This is a genomic window from Sorangium sp. So ce1504, assembly GCF_051521635.1.
GTDB classification, from domain to species: Bacteria; Myxococcota_A; Polyangia; order Polyangiales; family Polyangiaceae; genus Sorangium; species Sorangium cellulosum_B.
The window spans coordinates 956982-978834 of the sequence record NZ_CP150365.1; the positions used below are offsets into that span (position 1 = coordinate 956982).

At 71.8% G+C, this 21853-nt stretch carries 19 protein-coding genes; 11 read left to right on the forward strand and 8 right to left on the reverse strand.

The window, feature by feature from the left end:
- Positions 1–66: 66 nt before the first annotated feature.
- Positions 67–501 carry a DUF6918 family protein gene (locus tag WMF39_RS03575; RefSeq protein WP_437549462.1) on the reverse strand — a complete coding sequence of 145 codons (435 nt, stop codon included), beginning with the start codon at positions 499–501 and terminating at the stop codon, positions 67–69.
- 614 nt (positions 502–1115) lie between these two features.
- On the opposite strand from WMF39_RS03575, the gene WMF39_RS03580 reads away from it, so the two are divergent.
- The 8 genes from WMF39_RS03580 (at position 1116) to WMF39_RS03615 (ending at position 8144) form a co-directional block, all read left to right on the forward strand.
- Positions 1116–1931, forward strand: a complete 816-nt coding sequence (locus WMF39_RS03580; RefSeq protein WP_437744143.1) for a hypothetical protein — start codon at positions 1116–1118, stop codon at positions 1929–1931.
- A 175-nt stretch (positions 1932–2106) separates the two neighbouring features.
- Positions 2107–2655 carry an OmpA family protein gene (locus tag WMF39_RS03585; protein WP_437744144.1) on the forward strand — a complete coding sequence of 183 codons (549 nt, stop codon included), beginning with the start codon at positions 2107–2109 and terminating at the stop codon, positions 2653–2655.
- A 150-nt stretch (positions 2656–2805) separates the two neighbouring features.
- Positions 2806–3546 (forward strand): MotA/TolQ/ExbB proton channel family protein, encoded by a 741-nt coding sequence (locus WMF39_RS03590; RefSeq protein ID WP_437744145.1) that lies wholly within the window; start codon positions 2806–2808, stop codon positions 3544–3546.
- Positions 3547–3561: 15 nt separating this feature from the next.
- Positions 3562–4065 carry a biopolymer transporter ExbD gene (locus tag WMF39_RS03595; RefSeq protein WP_437744146.1) on the forward strand — a complete coding sequence of 168 codons (504 nt, stop codon included), beginning with the start codon at positions 3562–3564 and terminating at the stop codon, positions 4063–4065.
- Entirely contained in the window at positions 4062–4922 is an 861-nt protein-coding gene (locus tag WMF39_RS03600) for a TonB C-terminal domain-containing protein (RefSeq protein ID WP_437744147.1), read from the forward strand. Before WMF39_RS03595 ends, WMF39_RS03600 begins: the two co-directional genes overlap by 4 nt.
- Positions 4913–6247: a tolB protein gene (locus WMF39_RS03605; RefSeq protein WP_437744148.1), complete on the forward strand. Its 1335-nt coding sequence runs from the start codon at positions 4913–4915 to the stop codon at positions 6245–6247. Before WMF39_RS03600 ends, WMF39_RS03605 begins: the two co-directional genes overlap by 10 nt.
- Before the next feature lie 326 nt (positions 6248–6573).
- Complete coding sequence (locus tag WMF39_RS03610) at positions 6574–7146, forward strand: hypothetical protein (RefSeq protein WP_437744149.1); 573 nt, start codon at positions 6574–6576, stop codon at positions 7144–7146.
- A gap of 398 nt (positions 7147–7544) precedes the next feature.
- Positions 7545–8144 carry a hypothetical protein gene (locus WMF39_RS03615; RefSeq protein WP_437744150.1) on the forward strand — a complete coding sequence of 200 codons (600 nt, stop codon included), beginning with the start codon at positions 7545–7547 and terminating at the stop codon, positions 8142–8144.
- A 221-nt stretch (positions 8145–8365) separates the two neighbouring features.
- Here the strand turns inward: WMF39_RS03615 and WMF39_RS03620 are convergent, their stop codons facing one another.
- From WMF39_RS03620 to WMF39_RS03635, 4 genes are all read right to left on the reverse strand, one after another.
- Complete coding sequence (locus tag WMF39_RS03620; protein WP_157906421.1) at positions 8366–10051, reverse strand: FHA domain-containing serine/threonine-protein kinase; 1686 nt, start codon at positions 10049–10051, stop codon at positions 8366–8368.
- Positions 10052–10322: 271 nt separating this feature from the next.
- Positions 10323–11150 carry a bifunctional hydroxymethylpyrimidine kinase/phosphomethylpyrimidine kinase gene (gene thiD, locus WMF39_RS03625; RefSeq protein WP_437744151.1) on the reverse strand — a complete coding sequence of 276 codons (828 nt, stop codon included), beginning with the start codon at positions 11148–11150 and terminating at the stop codon, positions 10323–10325.
- A 260-nt stretch (positions 11151–11410) separates the two neighbouring features.
- Positions 11411–12631, reverse strand: coding sequence for a hypothetical protein (locus tag WMF39_RS03630; protein WP_437744152.1), 1221 nt, complete (start codon positions 12629–12631; stop codon positions 11411–11413).
- 82 nt (positions 12632–12713) lie between these two features.
- Positions 12714–12938 carry a hypothetical protein gene (locus tag WMF39_RS03635; RefSeq protein ID WP_157907469.1) on the reverse strand — a complete coding sequence of 75 codons (225 nt, stop codon included), beginning with the start codon at positions 12936–12938 and terminating at the stop codon, positions 12714–12716.
- A 200-nt stretch (positions 12939–13138) separates the two neighbouring features.
- Here WMF39_RS03635 and WMF39_RS03640 point away from each other — a divergent pair, with 200 nt between their 5' ends.
- The 3 genes from WMF39_RS03640 (at position 13139) to WMF39_RS03650 (ending at position 17135) form a co-directional block, all read left to right on the forward strand.
- Positions 13139–13924 (forward strand): ABC transporter ATP-binding protein, encoded by a 786-nt coding sequence (locus WMF39_RS03640; protein WP_437744153.1) that lies wholly within the window; start codon positions 13139–13141, stop codon positions 13922–13924.
- A gap of 6 nt (positions 13925–13930) precedes the next feature.
- Positions 13931–16126, forward strand: a complete 2196-nt coding sequence (locus WMF39_RS03645) for an ABC transporter permease subunit/CPBP intramembrane protease (protein WP_437744154.1) — start codon at positions 13931–13933, stop codon at positions 16124–16126.
- Between the two features lie 325 nt (positions 16127–16451).
- Positions 16452–17135 carry an extensin-like domain-containing protein gene (locus WMF39_RS03650; protein ID WP_437744155.1) on the forward strand — a complete coding sequence of 228 codons (684 nt, stop codon included), beginning with the start codon at positions 16452–16454 and terminating at the stop codon, positions 17133–17135.
- A gap of 23 nt (positions 17136–17158) precedes the next feature.
- On the opposite strand, the gene WMF39_RS03655 is transcribed toward WMF39_RS03650, so the two are convergent.
- The 3 genes from WMF39_RS03655 to serB form a co-directional block, all read right to left on the reverse strand.
- Positions 17159–19096: a glycoside hydrolase 5 family protein gene (locus WMF39_RS03655; protein WP_437744156.1), complete on the reverse strand. Its 1938-nt coding sequence runs from the start codon at positions 19094–19096 to the stop codon at positions 17159–17161.
- A gap of 188 nt (positions 19097–19284) precedes the next feature.
- Positions 19285–20304, reverse strand: coding sequence for a LacI family DNA-binding transcriptional regulator (locus WMF39_RS03660; RefSeq protein WP_437549493.1), 1020 nt, complete (start codon positions 20302–20304; stop codon positions 19285–19287).
- 293 nt (positions 20305–20597) lie between these two features.
- A complete protein-coding gene (gene serB / locus WMF39_RS03665) occupies positions 20598–21782 on the reverse strand; it encodes a phosphoserine phosphatase SerB (protein WP_012233298.1) in 1185 nt (394 codons plus the stop codon).
- Between the last annotated feature and the right edge of the window lie 71 nt (positions 21783–21853).

Here is a 21853-nt window from a genome sequence, read left to right on the forward strand (position 1 = left end):
CCGCGGGGGCGCCTCGCTGCGGCGCGCAGCAGGCCGGCGCGAAGCGGGCCTGCTGCGCCGAGCCGCTCAGGCTGAGTGCTTCTGGATGAGCTGGGCGAGGCGCGGAACGGCCTCCTCGACGTTCTTCTTCGCTGAGCCGCGCAGCTTCTCGTAGGTGCCGCGCACCACGCCGCTCGACGACGACTTCGCCTTCTCGTCGGTGATGCTGAGGAGCGCGTCGGCGATCCGCGAGCGGTTCGACGTGAAGAAGGAGCTCGGGTTGCCGCTGCTCGCGGCCTCGGTCCAGATGGGATCGAGCTTCTTGGCGAACTCGGGCAGGAGCTTCTCGACCACCTGCTGGATGAAGCCGGGCTTGATGCCCTTCACGGCCGCGTAGCCGGCCTTGACCGCCAGGCCGGAGAGTCCGCTCTTCGAAGCCACCTCCTCGTCGACCAGCGTGCAACAGTCGGCGACGACCTTGGATTTCTTGTTCGCATCGAGCAGCGTTTCGCTGAGACCCATTCTCGAACTCCTCCGGGCGCTTCGGAGGCCGGTCGCGGCCCCCGGACCCATGTCAGCGTGACCCCCGGCAGGGAGCCGCGACCACGTCGAGCGGACCGGTGGTCCGCTCCCGACCACATCGAAGCGCGGCTCTTACCACAGCGGCCCGAAGGCCGGCATCGCAAGCGCCCACCCGGGAAACCATCGGTCCAGGACGGCTCTCGTCCGATGTCGACCGTCCGGGATGGCACCGCAACGCCGTCACGCGCTCGATTCTCGGAAATGCCGCGCGGAGACCGCATGCATGGCCGCCCCTCGCGCGCCATACTCAAGATGTAATTTGAATCACAATCTGGCGTGGCGGGCGCTCGCCGTTGTCGTGTCGCGAGGCCTGCGGGGGGCTCATGGACGTTACCTGCGAAATCTGCGGAATCGTCACCACGGTGTCGAGCGACGCGCGCGGCGGGGCTGCGCTCGAGTGCAGCGTCTGCGGCGGTGCGATGCTCCGTGCGCACGGGAGGGGTGCGGCAGCGCCCCCGGCGGGAGGCGCCGGCCGGCGATCGAGCCGGCCTCCTCCGCCGCTCCGGCGATCGAGCGCGCCCTCGGTGCCACGGAGCGACGATGACCCGACGATCATGGATCTCCGGTCGCTCGCGCTGAAGTCGTTCATCGCGACGCTTCCCGCCGCGACGACGACGTCGAGCGCGTCGGCGGCGGGCTCGGTCGCGCCGGGCAGCGGCCCGGTCGCTCCGGCGGCGGTGGGCCTGACGACGCCACAGGCGATCCGGGGCGTGGAGTCGACCGCGGCGACCGCCTCGAGCGCGTTCGCGGGTACGGCGCCGGTCGTGCTCGATGCGCCGAGCGTGAGCGACGTGATGCGCGTCCACGACGCGCTCGTGCCCGTCGCGGTGCCCTCGCGGGCGCGATCACGAGCCCGCGTGCGCATCCTCGCGGCGGCGACCGTGGCCGGCGCCCTGGTGATCGCTGTCGGGCTCACGCTGATCGCCGGCCGGATGTCGCGTGCGCCGCGGGATGACGTGCCGCCTGCAGCGCAGCGCGGCGTGTCCCGGGCCGGGGAGATCGCGCGCGAGGTGCGCGTGCCGCTCGAGGCGTCCGGCCCCGGGAGGACGGCGCTGCGCGGGCTCGACGCGCGCGCGCGAGCGGCCGACGAGGACGAGGCCAGCGCCGCCGAGCCCGCCACGGCGCCGCAGCCGCGCGCCGCACCGGAGGCGGGCGCGCGCGAGGCCTCCGGGGCGGGTGTGCGTCCGCCCGCCGCTCCGGGGGCCCGCGCCCGGCCTGAGCGTCAGCCGTCGCCTTCGCTCGCGTCCGAGGAGGTGTCGCGACCTCAGGCGCCGATGTCGCTCACCGACGCGATGGCTGCAGCCGTCGCCGACCCCCCGGCCCCGGCGGCTGCGGAGACGCAGCGCCAGGCGGACACCAGCGAGGAATAGCCAGCGTCGAGGGGGCGCGCGGCTGGCCAACCGTTGGTGCCCAAAATATTCCCGCGCCTGGAGCGGGCGATGCATCGCGGCACTTTAACGGAATGCCTGTCATCCAGGCGCGCCGGCTCGCCGGCGGGCGCTCAAAATGCTGCAACGCGCCTCCCGGCGTGGTAACGGCATGCCCATGACAAACCTGCCTGCGTTGATCCTCGTGGTCTCGGCGCCCCTTGCCGCCTTCGCGGCCGGCTGCGGCTCCGATCCGCAGCCGCCGGCGAATGTCGCCAGCGACGTCGCGCCCCCTCCGGTGGCGAAGACCGCCGCCCCGCCTGCCCCGAAGCAGGACACCGCGAAGCCGACGAGCGGATCGATCCGCATCGACGACAAGATCCTCAAGGCCTGCGGCGATCTACCGACCGCCCGCTTCGCGTTCGACTCGACGTCGATCGAGGGCGAGGCCGCGGGCGCGCTCGACGCGCTCGCGCGCTGCTTCGTCTCGGGTCCGCTCAAGGGCAAGGGGATGAAGCTCATCGGCCACGCCGACCCCCGGGGGGAGACGGAGTACAACCTGGGCCTCGGCCAGAAGCGCGCCGGCAGCGTCGCGGAGTACCTCGGCAAGAAGGGCCTCGAGCAGGGCCGCATCGCGACCTCGTCGAAGGGCGAGTTCGAGGCGACCGGCACGGACGAAGAGGGCTGGGCGCGCGACCGGAAGGTCGACATCCTGCTCGCGGACTGAGCGCCGCGCCGCTTGCGGCGCTGGGCGAACTTGAAGAGGGCCACGGCCGCGCTTCCAGGCGAGAGAGGGGGCCGCGGCCGCAAACTCCACTGAACGGGGCCGCGCGCGCGGAACCCTGACGAGCCGACTCCCTGACCTGAAGAGATCGAAATGGCCTTCCTGCAAAGCGCCCCCGAGCCGGCGACGGCGGTCCCGATCAAGCTCGATCCCGTCTCCCTGGTCCTCCACGCCTCCGGTCCGGTCTTCCTGGTCGTCTGGCTGCTGATCTTCGCGGCGATCCTCGTCTGGGTGATCGCCGTCCTCAAGGTCCTCCAGCTCGCGCGGCTCGCCTCGCAGCAGGCGCGGTTCGAGCAGGAGTCGGCGCACGCCCACTCGCCCGATCAGCTGTTCGCGCTCGCGCAGCGGCACGCGGACGCGCCCGGCGCCCGCGTCGTGATGGAGCTGAGCCGCCGCGTCGGGACGAGCCGGCTCCTCGACTCGATCGCGAAGCGGGCGATCGTGACCGAGACGCAGCGCGCGAGCGCGCTCATGCCGACGCTCTCGTCGATCGCGGCGGCGTCGCCGTTCATCGGCCTGTTCGGCACGGTCTACGGGATCATGGACGCGTTCCTCCGCATCGGTCAGCAGAAGAGCGCGTCGCTGCCCGTCGTCGCCCCGGCCATCGGCGAGGCGCTCATCGCGACCGCGATCGGGCTGTTCGCCGCGATCCCCGCGGTCATCGCCTACAACGGGATCAACAAGCGCATCGACGACCTGCTCTCCGCGCTCGAGGCCGCGAGCGAGGGCTGGGTGGAGATCGCGTCGCTCTCCGCGCGGGGGATGCAGGAGTCCATCCCGCTCGCGCTCCAGCGGTCGAGCGACCGGCCCACGCCGGTGATGCCGAAGGGCTGAGGGGCGGGGCCGATCATGGGCATGTCGGTCGGTGGAGGGCGCAGGCGGCGCGGCGGCGGCGGGTTCAGCGACATCAACGTCACGCCGCTCGTGGACGTGATGCTCGTGCTCCTCGTTGTGTTCATGGTCACGGCCCCGCTGCTCACGGCCGGGCTCCGGGTCGAGCTGCCCAACGTCTCCGCCGAGGAGGCGCCGACGAAGGACACGAAGCTCGTCGTGACCGTCACGAAGGAAGAGAAGATCCTCTTCGGCGAGGACGACGCGACCGCCGACATCGAGGCCGTGCTCGCCTCGAACGGGCGCGTGCAGAAGGAGAAGGAGCTCTACATCCGCGCCGACAAGGACGCCCGCTACGGCGCCGTGGCGCGGGTCGTCGCCGCCGCCCGGGCCGCCGGGGTCGAGGGGCTGAACCTCCTCGTCCAGCCGGAGATCGAGCCGGAGGGCGCGCCGCCGCCGCCCGGGGGAACGGCGCCGCGACCCGGGGGAGCCGCGCCGCGGCCCGGAGGTGCGGCGCCGTGAGCACGGCTGCGGCGCGCGCGCCCGGACCGAGGACGCCGCCGGGGCAGCGTCGGCCGGCGAGCGACTTCCGCCCGCGGGACGTCGCGCTCGCCGTCGCGGTGGCGATGGCCGTGCAGGCGGGGGCCGCCGTCGCGGTCAGCCTGGCCGATCTCGCCGTGCCCGCTGCGGCGCCCGAGATCGACAAGGGGCCGAGCGTCCCGGTGAAGGTCGTGCCGGTGCTCGACATGGACACGCCGCTGCTCAAGCTGGGCGGCAAGCGCGACAAGATGAAGCTGCCCGACCGGTGGGTGCGCCAGACGCCCAAGCCGCGCGTCGAGCAGAAGGCGTTCGTGTCGCCGAGCGCGGGCAAGACCGAGGCGGACATCCCGCCCCCGGAGGTCAAGATCGCGGACGCGGGCACCGCGCCGCCGCCGCCCGACGCCGAGATCGCGAAGCAGGTCGACACCGAGCTCGATCCGAAGACCGACGCCGCCCCGGCCGCCAACGTCGACCAGGAGGGCCACGAGGACGGCGTGAAGGAGGGGACCGAGACCGATCCCCTCAAGGCGCGCGCGGTGGATCTGTACCTGGCCCGCATCGCGGGCTGGTTCTCGAGCAGGTTCCGCGTGAACGGCTCGGGGCTCCCGCCGGAGGAGCTCACGAAGCACAAGCCGCGCGCGGTCATCGTCCTGTCCGACGGGCAGATGGTGAGCTACACGCTGACGCCGAGCGGGAATCCCGCCTTCGACGCGGCCGCGCAGGCGACCCTCGAGGCGGCGAAGGGGCAGGCGCTGCCGCCGCCGCCCGAGAATTATCCCAACCTCGGGCAGAAGCAGGTCAGCGTCACGTTCGTCTGTAGAGAGACCACATGCGACTAGCTCGATATGCCCTCGGCGCCCTGGCGCTCGCCGCCGCCGCGCTCGCTGCTCCCCCTGCTCCTGCGCAGGCGCCGGCCTCCTCGGCGGCGCCGCCCAACCCGGACGAGCTGCTCGGCCACATCACGGTCGTGGCCGGCGCGACGCGCCCGCTCCCGAAGATCGGCGTCCTGCCGTCGCTCGTCTCGGATCCCGAGGACGTGACGATCCACAGCGTGGTCCGGCGCGACCTCGAGCTGTGCGGCGAGTTCGAGGTGCTGCCCGACAGCGCCGCGCCCGACGGACTGTACCTCTCCGACAGCCCCGTGGACGTGAAGGCGTGGTCCGCGAAGGGGGTCGAGGCGGTCGTGAGCGTGAGCGGCAAGAAGGTCGCCGCTGACAAGGTCGAGCTCGTCGGCCAGGCGTTCCTGGTGAACCGCGGGCAGGCCCCGGTGTTCGACAAGAAGTTCATCGTGCCCCTCCGCGACGTGCGCTTCGAGTCGCACCGGGTGGCCGACCAGCTGATCGGCGCCCTCACCGGCCAGAACGGCGGTTTCGCCAGCCACATGACGTTCGCCTCGGGCTCGGGCTCGCTGCGGCGTGTCTTCACGATCGACGCCGACGGCCATGACGCCAGGGCCGTCTCGCCGCCCGACCAGACCGCCATCGCCCCTGCGTTCGGGAAGAACGAGCAGCTCCACTACGCGGCGAGCGTGAAGGGCGACGAGTACAAGGTCTTCACGCCCGCCGGCGGCCCGCTCCCGCTGCCCGTGAAGGGCTCGGTCTACGGGATCGCGTTCTCGAAGGATCGCGCCCAGGTCGCCCTCAGCATCGGGGTGGGGTCGACGATCAAGCTGTTCTCCGGGCCCGATCTCCAGAGCATCAAGCCGGCGTCCGAGGTGGGGATGGCGCTCCACCCGGTGTTCACGCCGACCGGCAAGCTCGCCTTCTCCGGCGAGGGCAGGTACGGACAGCGCATCTACGTCGGTGGCAAGGCGATCTCCCCGGACGGGCTCTTCGCCTCGGCGCCCACGTTCTGCAACCACCCCGACGGCGTGAAGGCCGTCTATGCCGTCGGCGTGGGAAAGAACACCGACCTCGTCGCCTCGGGGGAGACGGGCGGCGGCCTCGTACGGTTGACCCAGAATCAGGGCAGGAACGGGTACCCGGCCTGCAGTCCCGACGGGCGGCTCGTGGCGTTCTTCTCCACGCGCACCTCCGGCGAGGGGCCAGGGCTCTACGTCATGCGCGTCGACGGACAGCGCCCGAAGCGCATCTCGAACCTCCTCGGGGACTCGCTGCGCTGGGATCCTCTTCCGCCCGGCAAGGCCGTCGAAGCGAAGAACTGACGGGGCGAGCCGCGGGGCACGGCCCGGACATCCGGTGTGTGTCCGATCGAGGGCCGCCCGCATCGTGGCTGAGCCAGGCGTTCTCTCTCCGACAACTTTTTACGTCCCGGCACGTCTGACGTGGGTAGTTCCTGCGCGCCCTCCCGCGCCGCTGCTGCGAGCGACGACGATGAAGGGAGAGCGCGTTAGCAGCCCCCGCTTCCTTGGCCCACCGCGTCGGTCGCGGTTAGCCTCCGGACTGCTCAGGGGGAGAGTTGGCTGGAAAATTGCACCGAAATTGGGACGAACCGCCCTGGCCAGCCAGCCAAGAGGAAATGGAGAAGTGCATGGTGTCGAGCCGTATCTGGACCGCCATCGCGATCGTCTGGGCCTTCTGTGCCGGTGGCTGCAGCCAGGTGGCGGCGGTTCAGGAGGCGAGGATCAGCGAGCAGGGGGGGTTCAGGAACCCGGAGCACCGGCTCGCCGCGGCAGAGGACGGGGGTTACTGCAGCGCCGAGGTGCTGCGCTGGCAGTACGATGAGCCGGCGGCGACGCTCCGCCTTGCCGATGCCCGTTTGATGCTCGACTGCTGCGGGAAGCGCGCGATCCACGTCGAGAGGATCGACAGCCTCTTCGAGGTCACCGAGCAGGACGCGCCGGACGGCGCCGGAGGTCGCTGCAGCGACCAGTGCGCCTTCGATCTGTCCGTCGGCGTGCGCGGCGTCCCGCAGGGCGAGGTCTACGTGAAGCTGCTGCGCGACGTCGTCGATCAGCAGGGCGGCCCGGCCGTGATCTGGAGCGGCTCCCTCGATCTGGGGGTCTCCGCCGGCGCGGTCGTCCTCGACGAAACCCCCGCGGAAGCCGGCTGCCAGGCGAAGGGCTCCCCGCGCCAGCGCAGCAAGACGGTCGCCGCGCGATGAGGCGCTGAGCACACGCCCCCGGATCGCTCCGCAGCACCTCGCGTCCGCGGTCGGCAGGGGGAGCTCGTGAATGTCCCGGCGCGCATGACGGCGCGTCATGGGGTGGGATGGTGGAGGATGATGGAGGAGCTTGGTCGACCATGACGTTGATGGTCAGAGAATCGGGCTAACTCTGCCACTTTCGCCTGGACAAGGTTTCCAGAAACCCGTAAATCACACTCGAATGTGCGTGCAGCTGCTCCGGGGTGCGGCGCATGTGCGCACCTTATGTACGTTGGCTTGCAGCTGAATCCCTAGGCGCAAGTAGCGGACACGTGAAGCGCGTTTCTAGAGGCCCTGGTTCTTTGCCTTTTGGGCGTATTTTGACAGTGTCGCGGGACAGCCAAGGAAATCGGGGCATGAAGTACATGGGGGTCTGTGGAGCGCTTGCAACGGTGGGGTCGCTGCTTGCTCTGAGCGCGTGCCTGGAGGCGGAGCCCGCGCAGGTGGGGCTCGTGAGCGAGGCCGGCGGGTTCGTGGAGCCGGAGCGGCGGCTCGCCTCCGAGGGGGAGGGGAGCTACTGCGGGGCCGAGGTCCTGCGCTGGCGCTATGACCACTCCAGCGGCGCCCTGAAGATCGCGGACAGCCGGCTCCTGCTGAACTGTTGCGGCCAGCGCGCGATGCACGTCGACAGGATCGACAGCATCTACGAGATCACCGAGCGGGACGAGCCCGATGCGGCGAATCCGAGGTGTGATTCGGTCTGCGCGTTCGACTTTGCGGTGGCGATCCCCGAGGTCGCCCAGCGCAAGGTCTACGTGCGGCTGCTGCGCGACGTCGTCGACGCTCAGGGCAGCGCAGAGCTCGTCTGGCAGGGCGAGATCGACGTCCGGAAGTCGGCCGGCGAGGTGGTGCTCGATCGTGCCGCCGCTCCGGGCGAGGCCTGCAGCGGGCCGTCCCAGCAGCCGCTCGCCGTCCAGCAGCCGCTCGCCGTCCAGCAGCCGCTCGCCGTCCAGTAGCCGCTCGCCGTCCAGTAGCCGCTCGCCGTCCAGTAGCCGCTTGCTGCTCCGGCCTGGGAGCGGGCCCGTTGCGCAGGAGCGCTCGCAGGGTGCAGGCGCTGCGCGGCGTGCTGCCGGCGTGGTGCGCCTGGTGATTGGCTCCGTGTCGTCGTGACGGAACACGCGATCGAACCACCGCCCGGTGGTTGAGCGACGGTGGAGCAACGCCCCGGCGGTCTGTCTCAGTCGATCAGCGTGCGCGCGGGGCGGCCAGGCTCGCACTTCACGAGCGTGGCGGTCAGCTCGAGCGTCTCGGGGAGCGTGCCCTGCACCTGCGCGACGACCTGCTCGACCACGTGCTGAGCCTCGTCCAGGTTGGGACCCACGATGGAGACGACGAACGTGAGCGGGCCGGTGCGCCCGGCGGCGGCCGGCGTCAGGCTGAGCAGCAACGTCTGGGTCAAATCGACGACCTGAAGCGCGGCCTTGCGCAGCGCGAGCATCTCGAGGATCGTCGGTCGCAAGCTCACGAGGCCGTTCTGGCCGCGGAGCTCGAAGCGCGCGATCTGCATCGGCACCTCGCCCCACTCGGCGAAGAAGCCATCCTCGTCGATCGCCTTCATCAGGTGCTCGCGCACGAGCAGCCCCGTGAGGCCGTCGCGCCGGGCGAGGTAACGCTTCGCCTTGTCGTGGTGCGGCGAGTCGGGCCCGAACGTGACCACCATGAGACGGCACTCGCCGAGCTGCACCTCGGCCCCATGGAGCAGCGAGACCTGCGCTTTGCGCTCGAAGGGGAAGTCCGCGTAGGTGCCGTTCGTGCTGTTGAGATCCTCGACCAGCCAGGAGCCCGTCTGCCAGCGGAGGAGCGCGTGTGACCCGGAGACGGTCGCCTCGGCGAGGACGAGGTCCTGATCGCTGCGGCGGCCGATGGAGAGCACCGGCTTCTGCAGCGGGAACAGGGTGGCGACGCTGTCGGGCGCGTTCGTGGCGTACGTGATGAGCAGCGACTGCGCGCCCGGCGTGAACTGCGTCTTGATGGCTCGCCCAGGCGCGGGGCCGGGATCGATGCGCTCGCGCGGCAGCTGGATCGGCGCGGTCGCGGTCTGCGTCGGGTTGAAGAACCGCATGTGCCGCGCCTGCGGGCGCATCTGCGGATCCGGGTTCAGCGCGCGGAAGATCTGCCTGATCTCGTCGTTCGTCAGCGCGGCGGGCACGTCGAACGTGATCTGCTGCTTCATCGTCTTGAGCCGCGGCTTGTAGCCGGGCTCGGGGACGCGGCAGGTCCACATCTCCCAGAGCGTCAGCGCCGCCGCGTAGACGTCGTCCTCCGGGCTCGCGCCGCCGCTGCGCAGCCGCTCCGGCGACATGTAGTGAGGCGTGCCGCCGTCCGGAGGCGCCCCCGGCTTGCGCACGGCGGCGCGGGCGCGCTCCTTCGCGAAGCCGAAGTCGAGGATGACCGCCCGATCGTCGGCGACCATCACGTTGCCGGGCTTCAGATCGCCGTGCACGAGCCCCTGCTGGTGGATCGCGGCGAGCCCCGCGCAGACGTCGGTCGAGATCTTTCGGAACTCGTCGGCGCTGAACCCGCCCGACGTCTTGCGCTTGCGGATGTGGTTGTGGAGCGTCTGCCCGGGGATGTACTCCATCACGAGGATGGGCCCCCACGGGCTCGGGGCGAGGTCGTGCACGCGGCAGACGTTCGGGTGGCGGGCCTTCTGCGCGAGGATCACCTCCTGCCGCAGCGCCTCGTCGTCGCCGGGCATGGCGGAGGCCTCGGGCACCACCTTGAGCGCCACCTGTTGCTGGGTCAGGCGGTCGAAGGCCAAGAACACCTCGCCCATGCCGCCTTTGCCGATGCTCTTCAGGACCTCGTAGCGGTCGTTGATGACCGTTCCGACGTCGATGGGAGGGAGGGGATCTTTGGTCACGGCCACGGGCGCACGAAGGGTGAGGAAGAGCTCCGCGACGGCGCCGAAGGAGACGCGCCGGGACGCCGATACGGACTGCGCGCAGGGTCGTCCATTCGAGCGCCGGGCGCAACGAGTCGTTGCACAAGCGCTGCACGCGGCCCGTTCGGCGCCCTACGGGACCGCCCCGCCGCTCCTTCGCAGAGCAGCCAGGCCGCCGTGCGGGGCCCGCGGCGCGGGGCCGCCGTGGTCGTCGCGGCCGTCCACAGACGCGCGCGGCGCGCCGCGCTGTTCAGGGGAACGGCCGCGCCGTGTGGGCGTGGTTCAGCGGCCCGTGGCCCTGGCCGAGCCCCGGCGCGGAGCGCATCGCCTCGCGGAGGTAACGCCGCGCGCGCCCGATCGCCGGGACGAGGGCGAGGCCTTGGGCGAGACCGGCGGCGATGGCCGAGGCGAGCGTGCAGCCCGTGCCGTGGGTCGCGCGCGTCTCGATGCGCGCGTCCTCGAACAGCTGCTCGCCCTCCGGCATCCCGGAGGCGCCGGGCCCCGGCGCGACCCGGAGGACGTCGACGACCGTCGCGCCCGGGAGGTGGCCCCCCTTCAGCAGCACGGCGCGCGGCCCCATGGCGAGCAGCCGCGCTGCGGCGCTGCGCATGGCGTCCACGCTGTCGATGACCACGCCGGTCAGCGCCTCGGCCTCGGGGATGTTCGGCGTGAGCAGCGCCGCGAGCGGCAGGAGCCGGGCGCGCAGGGCGCCCTCCGCGTCGGACTTCAGCAGCCGGGCGCCGCCCTTGGCGACCATCACCGGGTCCACCACGAGCGGCGCGCCGCGGCCGAGGCGCTCGTAGACGCGCGCGACCTCGTCGATGACCTCGGCCGAGTGGAGCATCCCGGTCTTGATGGCGTCCGCGCCGATGTCGTCGAGCACGACCTCCATCTGGCGACCGATGAAGTCGGGTGGCACCGGGAACACGGCGTCGACGCCGCGGGTGTTCTGGGCGGTGAGCGCGGTGATCGCCGTCGCGCCGAACGCGTCGAGCGCGGTGACCGCCTTCAGATCGGCCTGGATTCCTGCGCCGCCGCCCGAGTCGGAGCCGGCGACGATGAGGACGCGTCCTTTCATGGCGCGCTCCGGCGGCGGGCAGTTGCGGAGGCCGGTCGGCCCCCGCGCGGCAGGTGCGCTGGGAGAGCGGGGAGCGAGCTGCGAGAGGCGCGCATGGCGAGCGCGCAGGGTGTCCTGAAATGCAGCGAGTGGCGAGGGGTTCTTGCTGGCGGCGCGAGAGGGCCGCGGGCCGCCGGCCACGGAGGTCGGGCCGGCGGCAGGTCGAGCGCTCTGCTCGCCGCCGCGAGCGGAGGCGCCCGCGCCGCGATCCCGGCCGTGCGTCAGAGGCCAGCGCGCACGATCTCACCCGACATCGGGCTCCCGGACAAGCCGCGGTTGGACCAGTAGACGAAGCCGTTCCGGAGGCGAACGCTCGTCGGCCGCGCCTGGTTCGAGGCGATGACCCGAGGGCCGCCGCCGCAGCCGTCCAGCGGACACATCTTGACGACGCCGTCTGCGCTCATGCCCGTGCCGAGAGCGGTCCAGTACACGCCTGTGGGGCCGACAGCCATGCTGGTCAATGACGGCTCGCCCTCGACGAAGGTCGTCGGGCTGCCGCCGCACCCGGTCTTCTTGCACGCGAAAATGGTGCTCTTGGCCGCGTTCATCACGTAATGAATCCCGTCGTGGATCGCCATGACGACGCCGTGCTCGGCGTGGAGCTGGATCGCGCCGTCGGCATTGCCGGGATCGCAGAAATAGACGCCTCCTGGATCGGTGGCGTGGGCCCAGTACACGGTCGTCCCATCCATGACGAACGAGCGGATCCCGTCCGCGCTCACGCAGCGGATCCGCTGGCATTGGCCGTTATCGCACTCGAGGACATCGAACTTGTCCGAGATGCGCGCCACGCCGTCATCGCTCACCTGGATCTGGTTCAGGTTGCCCACGATGGACTCCAACACTTCCACCGGCGACTTGCCGAAGCAACCGGCCGCTGGGCATCTGTAGTAACGGCGCGACCCTCCGTCGTTCGGGGAGCTCAGCCAGTGCACGAAATTCGGATCCACCGCGATGAGGTATGGAGAGGCGATGGCGGCGCCCGAGGGAGGCCCGAGCCCCTCGGCGAGGACCACCGGAGCCGGGCAGCCTGCCAGGGGACAACGCAGCAGCGTGGAGGTGGAGAGGATGAAGACGCTCTGGTCGTCGACCGCGATCGAGTACGGGTCGTCGAGGCCCGTGGCGACGACCTCCGGGGGCAATGGTTGCGTGTCCCCTCCGCCAGCTGCGCCCGTTCCTCCTCCCCCGCCTTCGCCGGCGCTCACGCCGCCGCCGGTCCCGCTGCCAGCCGGCGACGCGCCGCCGCTGCCGGCCGGCGACGCGCCGCCGCTGCCGGTCGGCGACGCGCCGCCGCTGCCGGTCGGCGACGCGCCGCCGGTCCCGCCGCCGCCGCTGTCGCCGAACGAGCGCTCCGCCGGTGAGCAGGCGACTGCCAGGAAGCCGGCCGGGAGGGCCGCCGCGCCGAGCATCACGAGCGATATCGCGAAGAGCCGTTGCCGCATCGGCGACGAGTATGCCACAGGGCGCGCCGAGCGAGGCGACCACGGCAGGGGGAGGTGCCTGATCGCGCTGGAGGCCTCGGCGTCAGTAATGCTTGTCGAGGACCGCGGGATCCTTCGTCGTCGCGAAGACCGTGTCGCAGCGCCGGCACCTGTACTTCACCTTCGTCGGCCGGGCCGAGATCCCGAACGCGAGCTGGATGTACCCGAGGACGCGGTACTCCGCCTCGGCGCTCACCATGTAATGATCGCGACCGTGGCCGCAGGGGCACTGGACCGGCTCGGGCGTCGTACGGTCGCGATAGGGCATCGACGGGCTCGTTGGCATGGACGTCAGCGTAGTCTAGGGGGCCCGCGGCGGACGTCGAGCGGGCGGCGCCGCGACGCCGCCTGGACGGAGGCGACCGGGCGGCGCGAGCAGAGGGGCGGCGCGCCGCGGCACGCGCTGCGTGCGGGTCCGTCCGACAGGCGCTTTGCGCCGCGCCGCGGACCGAACTAGGAGACGATTCCATGCGCCCCGCCCTGTACGCCGAGCGTCTGGTGAAGCGGTACGGCGGCGTCACGGCCGTGGACGGGGTCGATCTCGCCGTGTACGCCGGGGAGGTCGTCGGGCTGCTCGGGCCGAACGGCGCGGGCAAGACGACGACCTTGCGGATGCTCGCCGGCATCCTGTCGCCGGACCAGGGGCAGATCCTGGTCGGCGGCGTCGATCTGGCCGCGAGGCCGCTCGAGGCGAAGCAGCGCCTCGGCTTTCTCTCCGGGGACACGCAGCTCTACCAGCGGCTCACGCCCCGCGAGGTGCTCCGCTACTTCGGTCGGCTGTACGGCATGGAAGAGGCGGCGCTCTCGCGCCGGATCGACGCGCTCGTGGCCGACCTGGAGATGGACGCGTTCGCCTCGCGGCCGTGCGGCACGCTCTCCACGGGGCAGAAGCAGCGCGCCAACATCGCGCGCGCGTTCCTCCACGAGCCGGAGGTGCTCATCCTCGACGAGCCGACGACCGCGCTCGACATCCTCAGCGGCCGCTTCATCGTCGCGTCGATCCGGCGGGAGCGCGCCGCGGGCAGGGCGATCCTCTTCTCGACGCACATCATGAGCGAGGCCGAATACCTCTGCGACCGCATCGCCCTCATGCACGAGGGGCGCGTCGTCGACGCCGGCGCCCTGCCCGAGCTCCTCGGGCGGTCCGGCACCACGAACCTGACCGACGCCTTCCTCCACCACGTGGAGCGGAGCCGCCCGAGCGCGGCGCGCGACACGCCCGAGCGCGCCGGCGCGCCCGCGCCAGGGGGCTGACGCGCCGTGAGGCTCGCCATCGTCTGGACGATCCTCCGCAAGGAGCTCGTCGAGTCGCTCCGGGATCGGCGCACGCTCGTGCGCCTCGTCGTGGTCCCGCTCCTCCTCTATCCGCTCTTCGCGCTCGCGATGAGCAAGCTCGTCGGCGTCGAGGCGGCCGCGCGTGAGGCGCGCCCGTCGAGGATCGCGGTCTGGGGAGAGCTCGCCGAGGGCCTGCAGGCGAGGCTCTCCGCGGCGGGCAAGATCGAGCTCGCGCCGTGGGCCGGCGCGCCCCCCGACGTGCGCGAGGGGCTCCTCTCCGGGGCGCTCGCGCCGCCGGCGGGGCCGGCGCCCGCGCCGGACGACGGCGAGGCGGCGCCCCCCGAGGCCGAGCCGGCGAGGTGGATCGAGCCGGAGAACCCCGTGCTCGCCGCGGCGCGCGCCGCCGTGAGCGAGCGCAAGGTCGACGCGGTGCTCGTGCCGTGGCCATCGATGGGGGCCGAGCTCGGGCGCGGCGGGAAGGGCGCCGTCGCGATCTATTTCGACTCGGTCCGCGCGGACTCGGCCACGGCAGAGGCGCGCCTCGAGGGCGCGCTGCAGCGCGCCCGCAGGGCCATCGTCGCGGATCGCGAGGCGGAGCGCGGCCTGCCCGAGGGGTTCTCGCGCGCGTTCGACGTCGTGCCGCGCGACGTCGCGGCGGACAGCCGCAAGGTCGGCCAGATCCTCGGCGCGATGATGCCGATGCTGCTGATCCTGATGTCGCTCCTCGGCAGCTTCCTCCCGGCGATCGATCTGACGGCGGGCGAGAAGGAGCGCGGCACGATGCAGACGCTGCTGTGCGCGCCCGTGCGGCCCATCGAGATCATCTCGGGCAAGTTCCTGGCCGTGTGGGTCATCTCGCTGCTCACGGCGCTCGGCAACGTGGTGAGCATGTCGCTCACGGTGAGCCGGTTGCTGCCCGACGCGATGGTCGTCGGCCCCGGCACCTTCGCGCTGACGTTCGTGCTGCTCGTGCCGGTCACGCTCCTGTTCTCGGCGCTTTTCCTCGCGCTCGCCGTGTTCGCGAAGGACTTCAAGGACGGTCAGAACGCGCTCATGCCGGCGTACCTGCCGCTCTCGCTGCTCGCCGGCATCACGGCCCTGCCGGTGGTCGAGCTCAACCCGTGGACGGCCTACGCCCCGGTCCTCAACATCGCGGTGCTGATCAAGGCGCTGTTCGTCGGAGAGGCGCCGGCCGATCTCCTCTTCACGGCGCTCGTCTCCTCGGCGCTCTATGCCTGCCTCGCGCTCCTCTTCGCCGCGCGCGTCTTCGAGCGCGAGAGCGTGCTCCTCGGGGGGCACGAGCCGGCGCGCGCCGTGCTCGGCCTGGGGCGCCGGGCCGGCGGGGCGCCCTCGGCGGGCTTCTCGCTGGCGGCGTTCGCGGGCGTCCAGGTGCTCTTCTTCTATGGCAGCCTGCTCATCGCCCGCACCAGCGTGGCGGTCCAGCTCGCGGTCTCGCAGGTCGGCTTCTTCCTGGTCCCGACCCTCGCGCTGGTCGCCGGCTTCGGTTACTCGCCGCGGGCGACGCTCGGCCTCAGGCCGGCCTCGGTCCGGGGCCTCGCCGGGGCGTTGCTCCTCGGGGTCGCGGCGTGGGCCGCGATCGGCGGCACCGTCCTCCGGTGGTTCCCCGCGCCGGAGCCCTTCGCCCGTGAGCTGGGTGAGCTCGTGCTGCTCGGCGGGCAGCCGTACCCGGTCGTCCTGCTGCTCGTCGCCGTCACGCCGGCCGTCTGCGAGGAGCTCCTGTTCCGCGGCCTCGTCTACGCAGGCCTGCGCCGCGCCGGGCCCGCGGTGGCGATCGGCGTATCGGCGCTCCTCTTCGGGCTCGCGCACGGGTCGGTGTACCGGCTCTTGCCGACGTTCTCGCTCGGGCTGGCGCTCGGCTACGCGCGCCACCGCACCGGCTCCGTTTTGCCCGGGGCGCTGCTTCACGCCCTGAACAACGGGCTCGCGGTGTCGCTCCTCTATTTCAAGCCGTCATGGGCGCAAGGCCTCCTCGAAGGCGAGCTCCTGCCCTGGAGCGTGACGTTCGCGGGGATGGTCGTCTCGCTGGCCGGGCTGCTCCTGCTCCGATTCTCGGCGCCGAGCGCGCCGGAACCGGAACCGGAACCGGAAGCGAAGGCGAAGATGGACGAGCGCGAGCGTCGCGGGGGAGCGGCCGGCGGAGGCAGCGCGGCACAGGGCTGAGGCTGGCGAACGCGGCAGCGGTGTGGGCGAGAGCGCGTGGAGGGGAATCGCGCACCTTGCGCCGGCCGCTCGCGGCGGTACGGACATCGATGTGCACGCACGCTTTCTTCTGGGGCTCGCTGCGGCGGCGATGACCTCGGCGCTGTCCTGCTCTCACGGCGGTCCTACGCTCGCGGAGCGCGGAGGAACCGCGCCCGGCCGTCTCGCGGCGCCGGCCCCCGGCGGAGCGCCTGCCCTCGCTGGAGTCGCTGGAGCAGCACCGGTTGAGGCCGGGGGCGCGCCGGTCTCCGCGGAAGCAGCGCCCACCGGTGCCGCAGGTCCACCCGTGACGCCGCCGACATCACCGGGATGGGCCGGCCCCTGGATCGAGCACCTCGCCGACGCGGCCGGCCTCCGCGAGCGGCCTCCGCGGGCGCAGCGCCAGTGGAACCACATCGCCGCGGCCGCGGGGGCGGATTGCCGCGATGCCCTCAAGGTGGCGGGGGCGCGGTTCCAGTCGCTGCCGGACACCGTGAAGCCCAACAAGAAGGGGTGTGGCATCCCCCACGGCGTGCTGCTGAGCCGCGGGCCGACCGGCATCGTTTACTCGCCGCCGCTGCAAGTCGATTGCTCGCTCGCCCTCCGGCTGGGCGATATGGAGCGCGTGATCCAGGAAGAGGCCGAGGCGCACCTGAGCTCGCAGATCGTCCGCATCAACACCCTGGGGAGCTATGCCTGCCGCGAAGTGGTCGGCAGGATGCGCCCGTGGAGCGAGGGGCTGAGCGAGCACTCGTTCGGCAATGCATTCGATATCGCGCGCTTCTCGCCGAAGCGCGGCCGCGCGATCAGCGTGCTCCGCGATTACGTGCTCCACGGAGACGACCCGAGCACCCGTGAGGGTCGCTTCCTCCGGGGCGTGGCCCGCCGGCTCCGCGCCGAGGGGGCGGCCGCGCGCGTCCTCGGCCCGGACTTCGACGCGAGCCACCGGGACCACCTGCACATCGATTGCGGCACGCCGCGCTGGTACTGAGGAGACGGCCGGCGGCCCCGCGCTTACCGCGGCCCCGGCCGCAGCTCGAGGATCCGCACGTCGTACGGCGCGAGCTCCACGGCGTGGACCGGGGACTTGCCGCCCAGCTCGGTCAGGTGCCCCGAGGCCGCGGCGGGCTTCACCGAGAGCGGCTGATCCGCCTGGCTGACAAGGAACACGAAGCGGCGGCCATCCCGGTGGCGCAGCGTGTCCGCCGCGACGCGCGGGTCGTCCACCGTGACCGGTCGCTTCACGCCGGCGAGCTCGGCGAGCGCGTCGTAGATCTTGTAGGTCGGCTCCGGGTTGATCCGCGGGGTCGCCGCGGCGAAGTGCTCGATCGGATACGTGCAGAGCACGACGCTGCCGCTCCCGATCTTGCGCCGCAGCAGCGCCGGCCGGCCGCGCTGGTCGACCGCGACGACCTCCGCGCCCCTCGGGCGCACGGGCAGGTAAGCGCGGCTGTGCTCGGTGCCGGAGACCGGGAACGTGAGCGTCGTGCCCGCCGCGATCGTGCCGAACTCGCATTCGAAGGTGAGCTTCGCGCAATCGTCCTCGATCGGATCGATCATCCCGTAGCGCAGCTGGTGCTCGACGCCGAACATCGCGTTGAGGTGCGCGTACCACGGCCCGCGCTGCGACCCGTGCGTGCCGTGGCAGTACGACGCGTAGACGACCGCGCCGGCGGACGAAAGCCGCTCCAGGAGGTGCCATGTGGGCGCGGTCAGCTGCTTGGCCGACGGCAGCAGGTAAAGCCGGCAGTCCTCCGCGATCCCGTCCCGCTCCCGCGTCAGCCCGACCGGCAGGTCCGCCTCCTTCGCCGCGATGTAGGCCTGCCGCAGCATCGTGAACAGGTAGCTGCGGTCCTCGGCCTCCGTGAACGGGAACGCGCCTTCCAGGTACGACGGGACGATCAGCGCCGCGTCGGCCGGCTCGCGCTCACAGCCGAGGACGTCGATGTCGGAGAGCACCTTGGCGAAGCGGGCCATCTCCTCGAGCTGCGGCTTGGGACGGCCATCGACGGTCGTCAGCCCGAAGTGGAGCTCGAAGGGGTGGTGCCTGTAGGGATCCTGGTCGATGAGATCGAAATCGGTGTTGTTCCAGCCGATCCACCCGGTGGCGCCGGCGAGCAGCGTGTTGTGGAGGACCTGCCGGTAGTAGTGCGCGGCGTTCTCGTCGGACGCGAAAGCCGACGAGACGCCGAACTCCTCCAGCACGACGGGCTTGCCGAGGAAGCCCGTGAGCTCGCAGACGAACGCCGCGCCGTAGTGCTGGCGCGTCAGGTCGTTCTCCATCCGGTACACGTGCGGGCCGAGGAAGTCGACGAGCGCGCCGAGATCGCGGACGGAGAACCCATTGTCGTTCCCCGTGACCTCGATGCCCCACGCGCCGTCGCCGATCGAGATCGGCTGGCTCGCCCCGCCGGCCCGCAGCGCCTGCACGACCAGGCTCGCCCAGCTCGTGACGTTCTCGCGGATCGAGCGCTCGCGCTCGCCGTAGATCGGCATCTCGTTGGAGACGAGCCAGCCCGTCACCGCCCGGTGCCCCGCGAAGCGCCGGGCCATCTGCTCGGCGAACCAGGCCTGCCGGGCCACCATCCACACGTCGCCGTAGAGGTCCCGCCCGCGCCGCCACGCCGGGTCCCAGTTCTCGCCGGACATGTGGCCGACGAGGAGGGTCGGGATCGTCGTGAGGCCCGCCTCGACGTGCGCCTCGAGGAAATCGGCATAACGCGCGACGCAGTCCTCGTCGATCCGGTCCGGCTCCGGCATGAAGTGCGGCCAGTAGAAGAACGACCGGGTCATGGTCAGGCCGTGATCGGCGAGCACCCGGAGCTCCTCGCGGACCACGAACGGATCATAACTCTGCCACATGAGCGGGCCGCCGCGCCGCGACCAGAAATTGGCCCCCAGCCAGGCGACCGCCTGTTGACGAACTGCGACTTTGGCGAAATTGCGGTGCATAGTCCTCACGTCCTGGTCATGCAGAGCGGCGCTCTCGAACACCGTCCGTCCCCGTGCTCGCGGCGCGGGCCGCGCGCTCGAGGCGCGAGCGGCGGGCAGGTGACTTAATCGGTTCAGCTTACGTCACTTAATCGGTTCAGTCTATGCGTCCGTGCGGGGGGCCAGGCCCTCGCTCGGGCCAGGCCGGCTCATGCGCGGGGGGGCGGGGCGGTGCTGCCCCGCGTCGCGAGCGTCGGCGCGCTGCACTCGTCGTCGGTTACCGGCTCTCCTGCGACGAGGCGGAGGAGCAGCGCGGCGGCGCGGGAGCCGTGCTCGGCGATGTTGCGGCGCACCGCGGTCAGGGCGGGGTGGACGAGCTGGCACAGCGCCGAGTCGTCCCAGGCCACGATCGAGAGGCGCTCCGGCACGGGGACGCGCATCTCGTGGGCGACCGCGAGCGCGGCCACGGCCATCACGTCGTTGTCGAACACGATGGCCGTCGGCGGCGAGGCCTCGGCCAGGAGCCGCCGTGTGGCCTGGCCGCCTGCCTCGCCCGTGTAGTCGGCGTGGACCGTCTGCACCCGATCCAGGCGCCGCTGGCGCGCGGCCGCGGTGAACGCCTTGGTCCGGACCGCGGTGTGCACGAACTCGGCCGGGCCGGCGACCCGCGCGATCGACCGGTGGCCCAGCGCGGCCAGGTAGTCGACGACGGCCCGCATGGCGCTCGCGTCGTCGCTCCACACCCCGGGCAGCTGCCCCTTGCCCGCCGGCCCGCCGATCACCACCGCCGGGAGCTTCAGCTCCTCGATGAGCTTCACGCGCGGATCGTCGTCGCAGAGGTCGACGAGGATCACCCCGTCGACCCGCCGCTCGGCCCACCAGCGGCGGTAGGTCTCCACCTCGGCCACGCGATCCTCCGTGACCTTGAGCAGCAGCGCCTCGGCCTTCTCGGACAGCTCCGCCTCGATGCCGGAGATGAGCTGCATGAAGAACGGCTCGATGCCGAGCATGTGCGCGGGCCGATCGATGACCAGGCCGACGGCGCCGGCGCGGCCGTCGGAGAGCGCCCGCGCCGCGTTGCTCGGCTGCCAGCCCAGCTCCGCCGCGATGGCCAGGATCCGCTCGCGCGTCGGCTCCGACACGCCGGGCCTGCCGTTCAGCGCATACGACACCGCTCCTTTGGATACCCCCGCCCGCCACGCGATGTCCGTGATCGTCGGACGCTTCACGCATCACCTCCGCTCCAGGCGACGGAGCGCGCCTGCCGTGTGAACCCGCTCTGCCGCATGGCCCCGGTTGGATAGCACGACGGCCCGCTGGCGAGCCGAACGCCGCGCAGGGCCGAGCGCCGCGAGCGAGCGACGAGCCCAGCGCAGCCCCTCCCACACCGTCGCCTGGCCAGGCGGGGCGGGCCAGGCGCCGCGCCGGACGGCCGCGGGGGCCCGGTCAGCGCGCCGCTGTCAAGCGCGGCGCTGCGTCCCGTGGGACTCCGCTGCTGGGCGGACGGGCCGTGTCGCGCTGCTCACGCCACCTCGAGGAGCTCGCGTTCGGTGATGCCGAGCAGGAAGAGGATGGCGTCGAGGCCGCTTGCGGAGAGGGACGTGTCGGCGGCCTCTCGCAGCTTGGGCTTTGCGCGGAACGCGACGCCGAGGCCGGCCCTTTGCAGCATCAGGAGGTCGTTGGCGCCGTCGCCCACGGCGATGGTCTGATCGAGCAACACGCCTTCTGCCTGGGCGATGGTCTCGAGCAGCTCGGCCTTGCGTTGCGCGTTGACGATCGGCCCTGTGACCCGGCCGGTCAGCTGTCCGTTCACGACCTCGAGCGCGTTCGAGTAGGCGTAGTCGATCCCGAGCCGCGCTTTCAGCGCCTCCGCTGCGATCGAGAAGCCGCCGGAGATCACCGCGGTCCGGTAGCCGAGCCGCTTCAGCACCCGGATGAGCGTCTCTGCGCCCTCGGTGATGGGGAGCTCTGCGGCGAGCTTCCGCAGCACGCCGACGTCGAGGCCGCGGAGCAGCGAGAGCCGCTGGCGGAGCGACTCGTCATAATCCATCTCCCCTTGCATCGCGCGCTCGGTGATCTTCGCCACCTGCTCCGCGACGCCCTTCGCGCGCGCCAGCTCGTCGATCACCTCGATCCGGATGAGCGTCGAGTCCATGTCCATCACGACGAGCCGCTTGCTCCGGCGGAAGAGGCCCTCGCGTTGCAGCGCGAGATCGAAGCTGTTCTGCGTCGCGAGGGCGAGGAGGGCCTGCTTGAGGGCGTCGGCCTCCTCTTCGCGCTGGAGCAGCACCTGGATCTCCACCGACGAGAGGCGTTCGACCGACAGCCGCGCGATCTTCTCGATGTTCGCGCCGTGGGCTGCGAGTGTGGAGGCCACGTCGTGCAGCGGCTTCGCGCCGAGCTCGCGGCCGATGGCTGTCACCACGTAGCGGCTCCCGGGCGCGCGCCGCGGCGCGCCCCCGTCGAGGGGCTTGAAGTCGAGCGTCACGCCGAGCTCTTTCGCGGCGAACAGCAGCTCCTTGAGTCCGCTGCGTGTCTCGGGGAAGAGCGCGAGGAGCGCGAGGTTCAGGTTTCCGTGGACCACCACCTGCTCGATATCGAGCAGCGTGGCGCCGATATCGCTGAGGATGCCCGTAAGTCGAGCGGTGATGCCAGGGTGGTCCCTGCCGGTGACGGTGACGAGTATCGGATCGGACGAGACTGTCATGCCGGAGCCCCCTTAACAGCGCCGCGCGGCAGGGTCGACGCCGATAGATCGCTGCACGAAGCAAAACGATG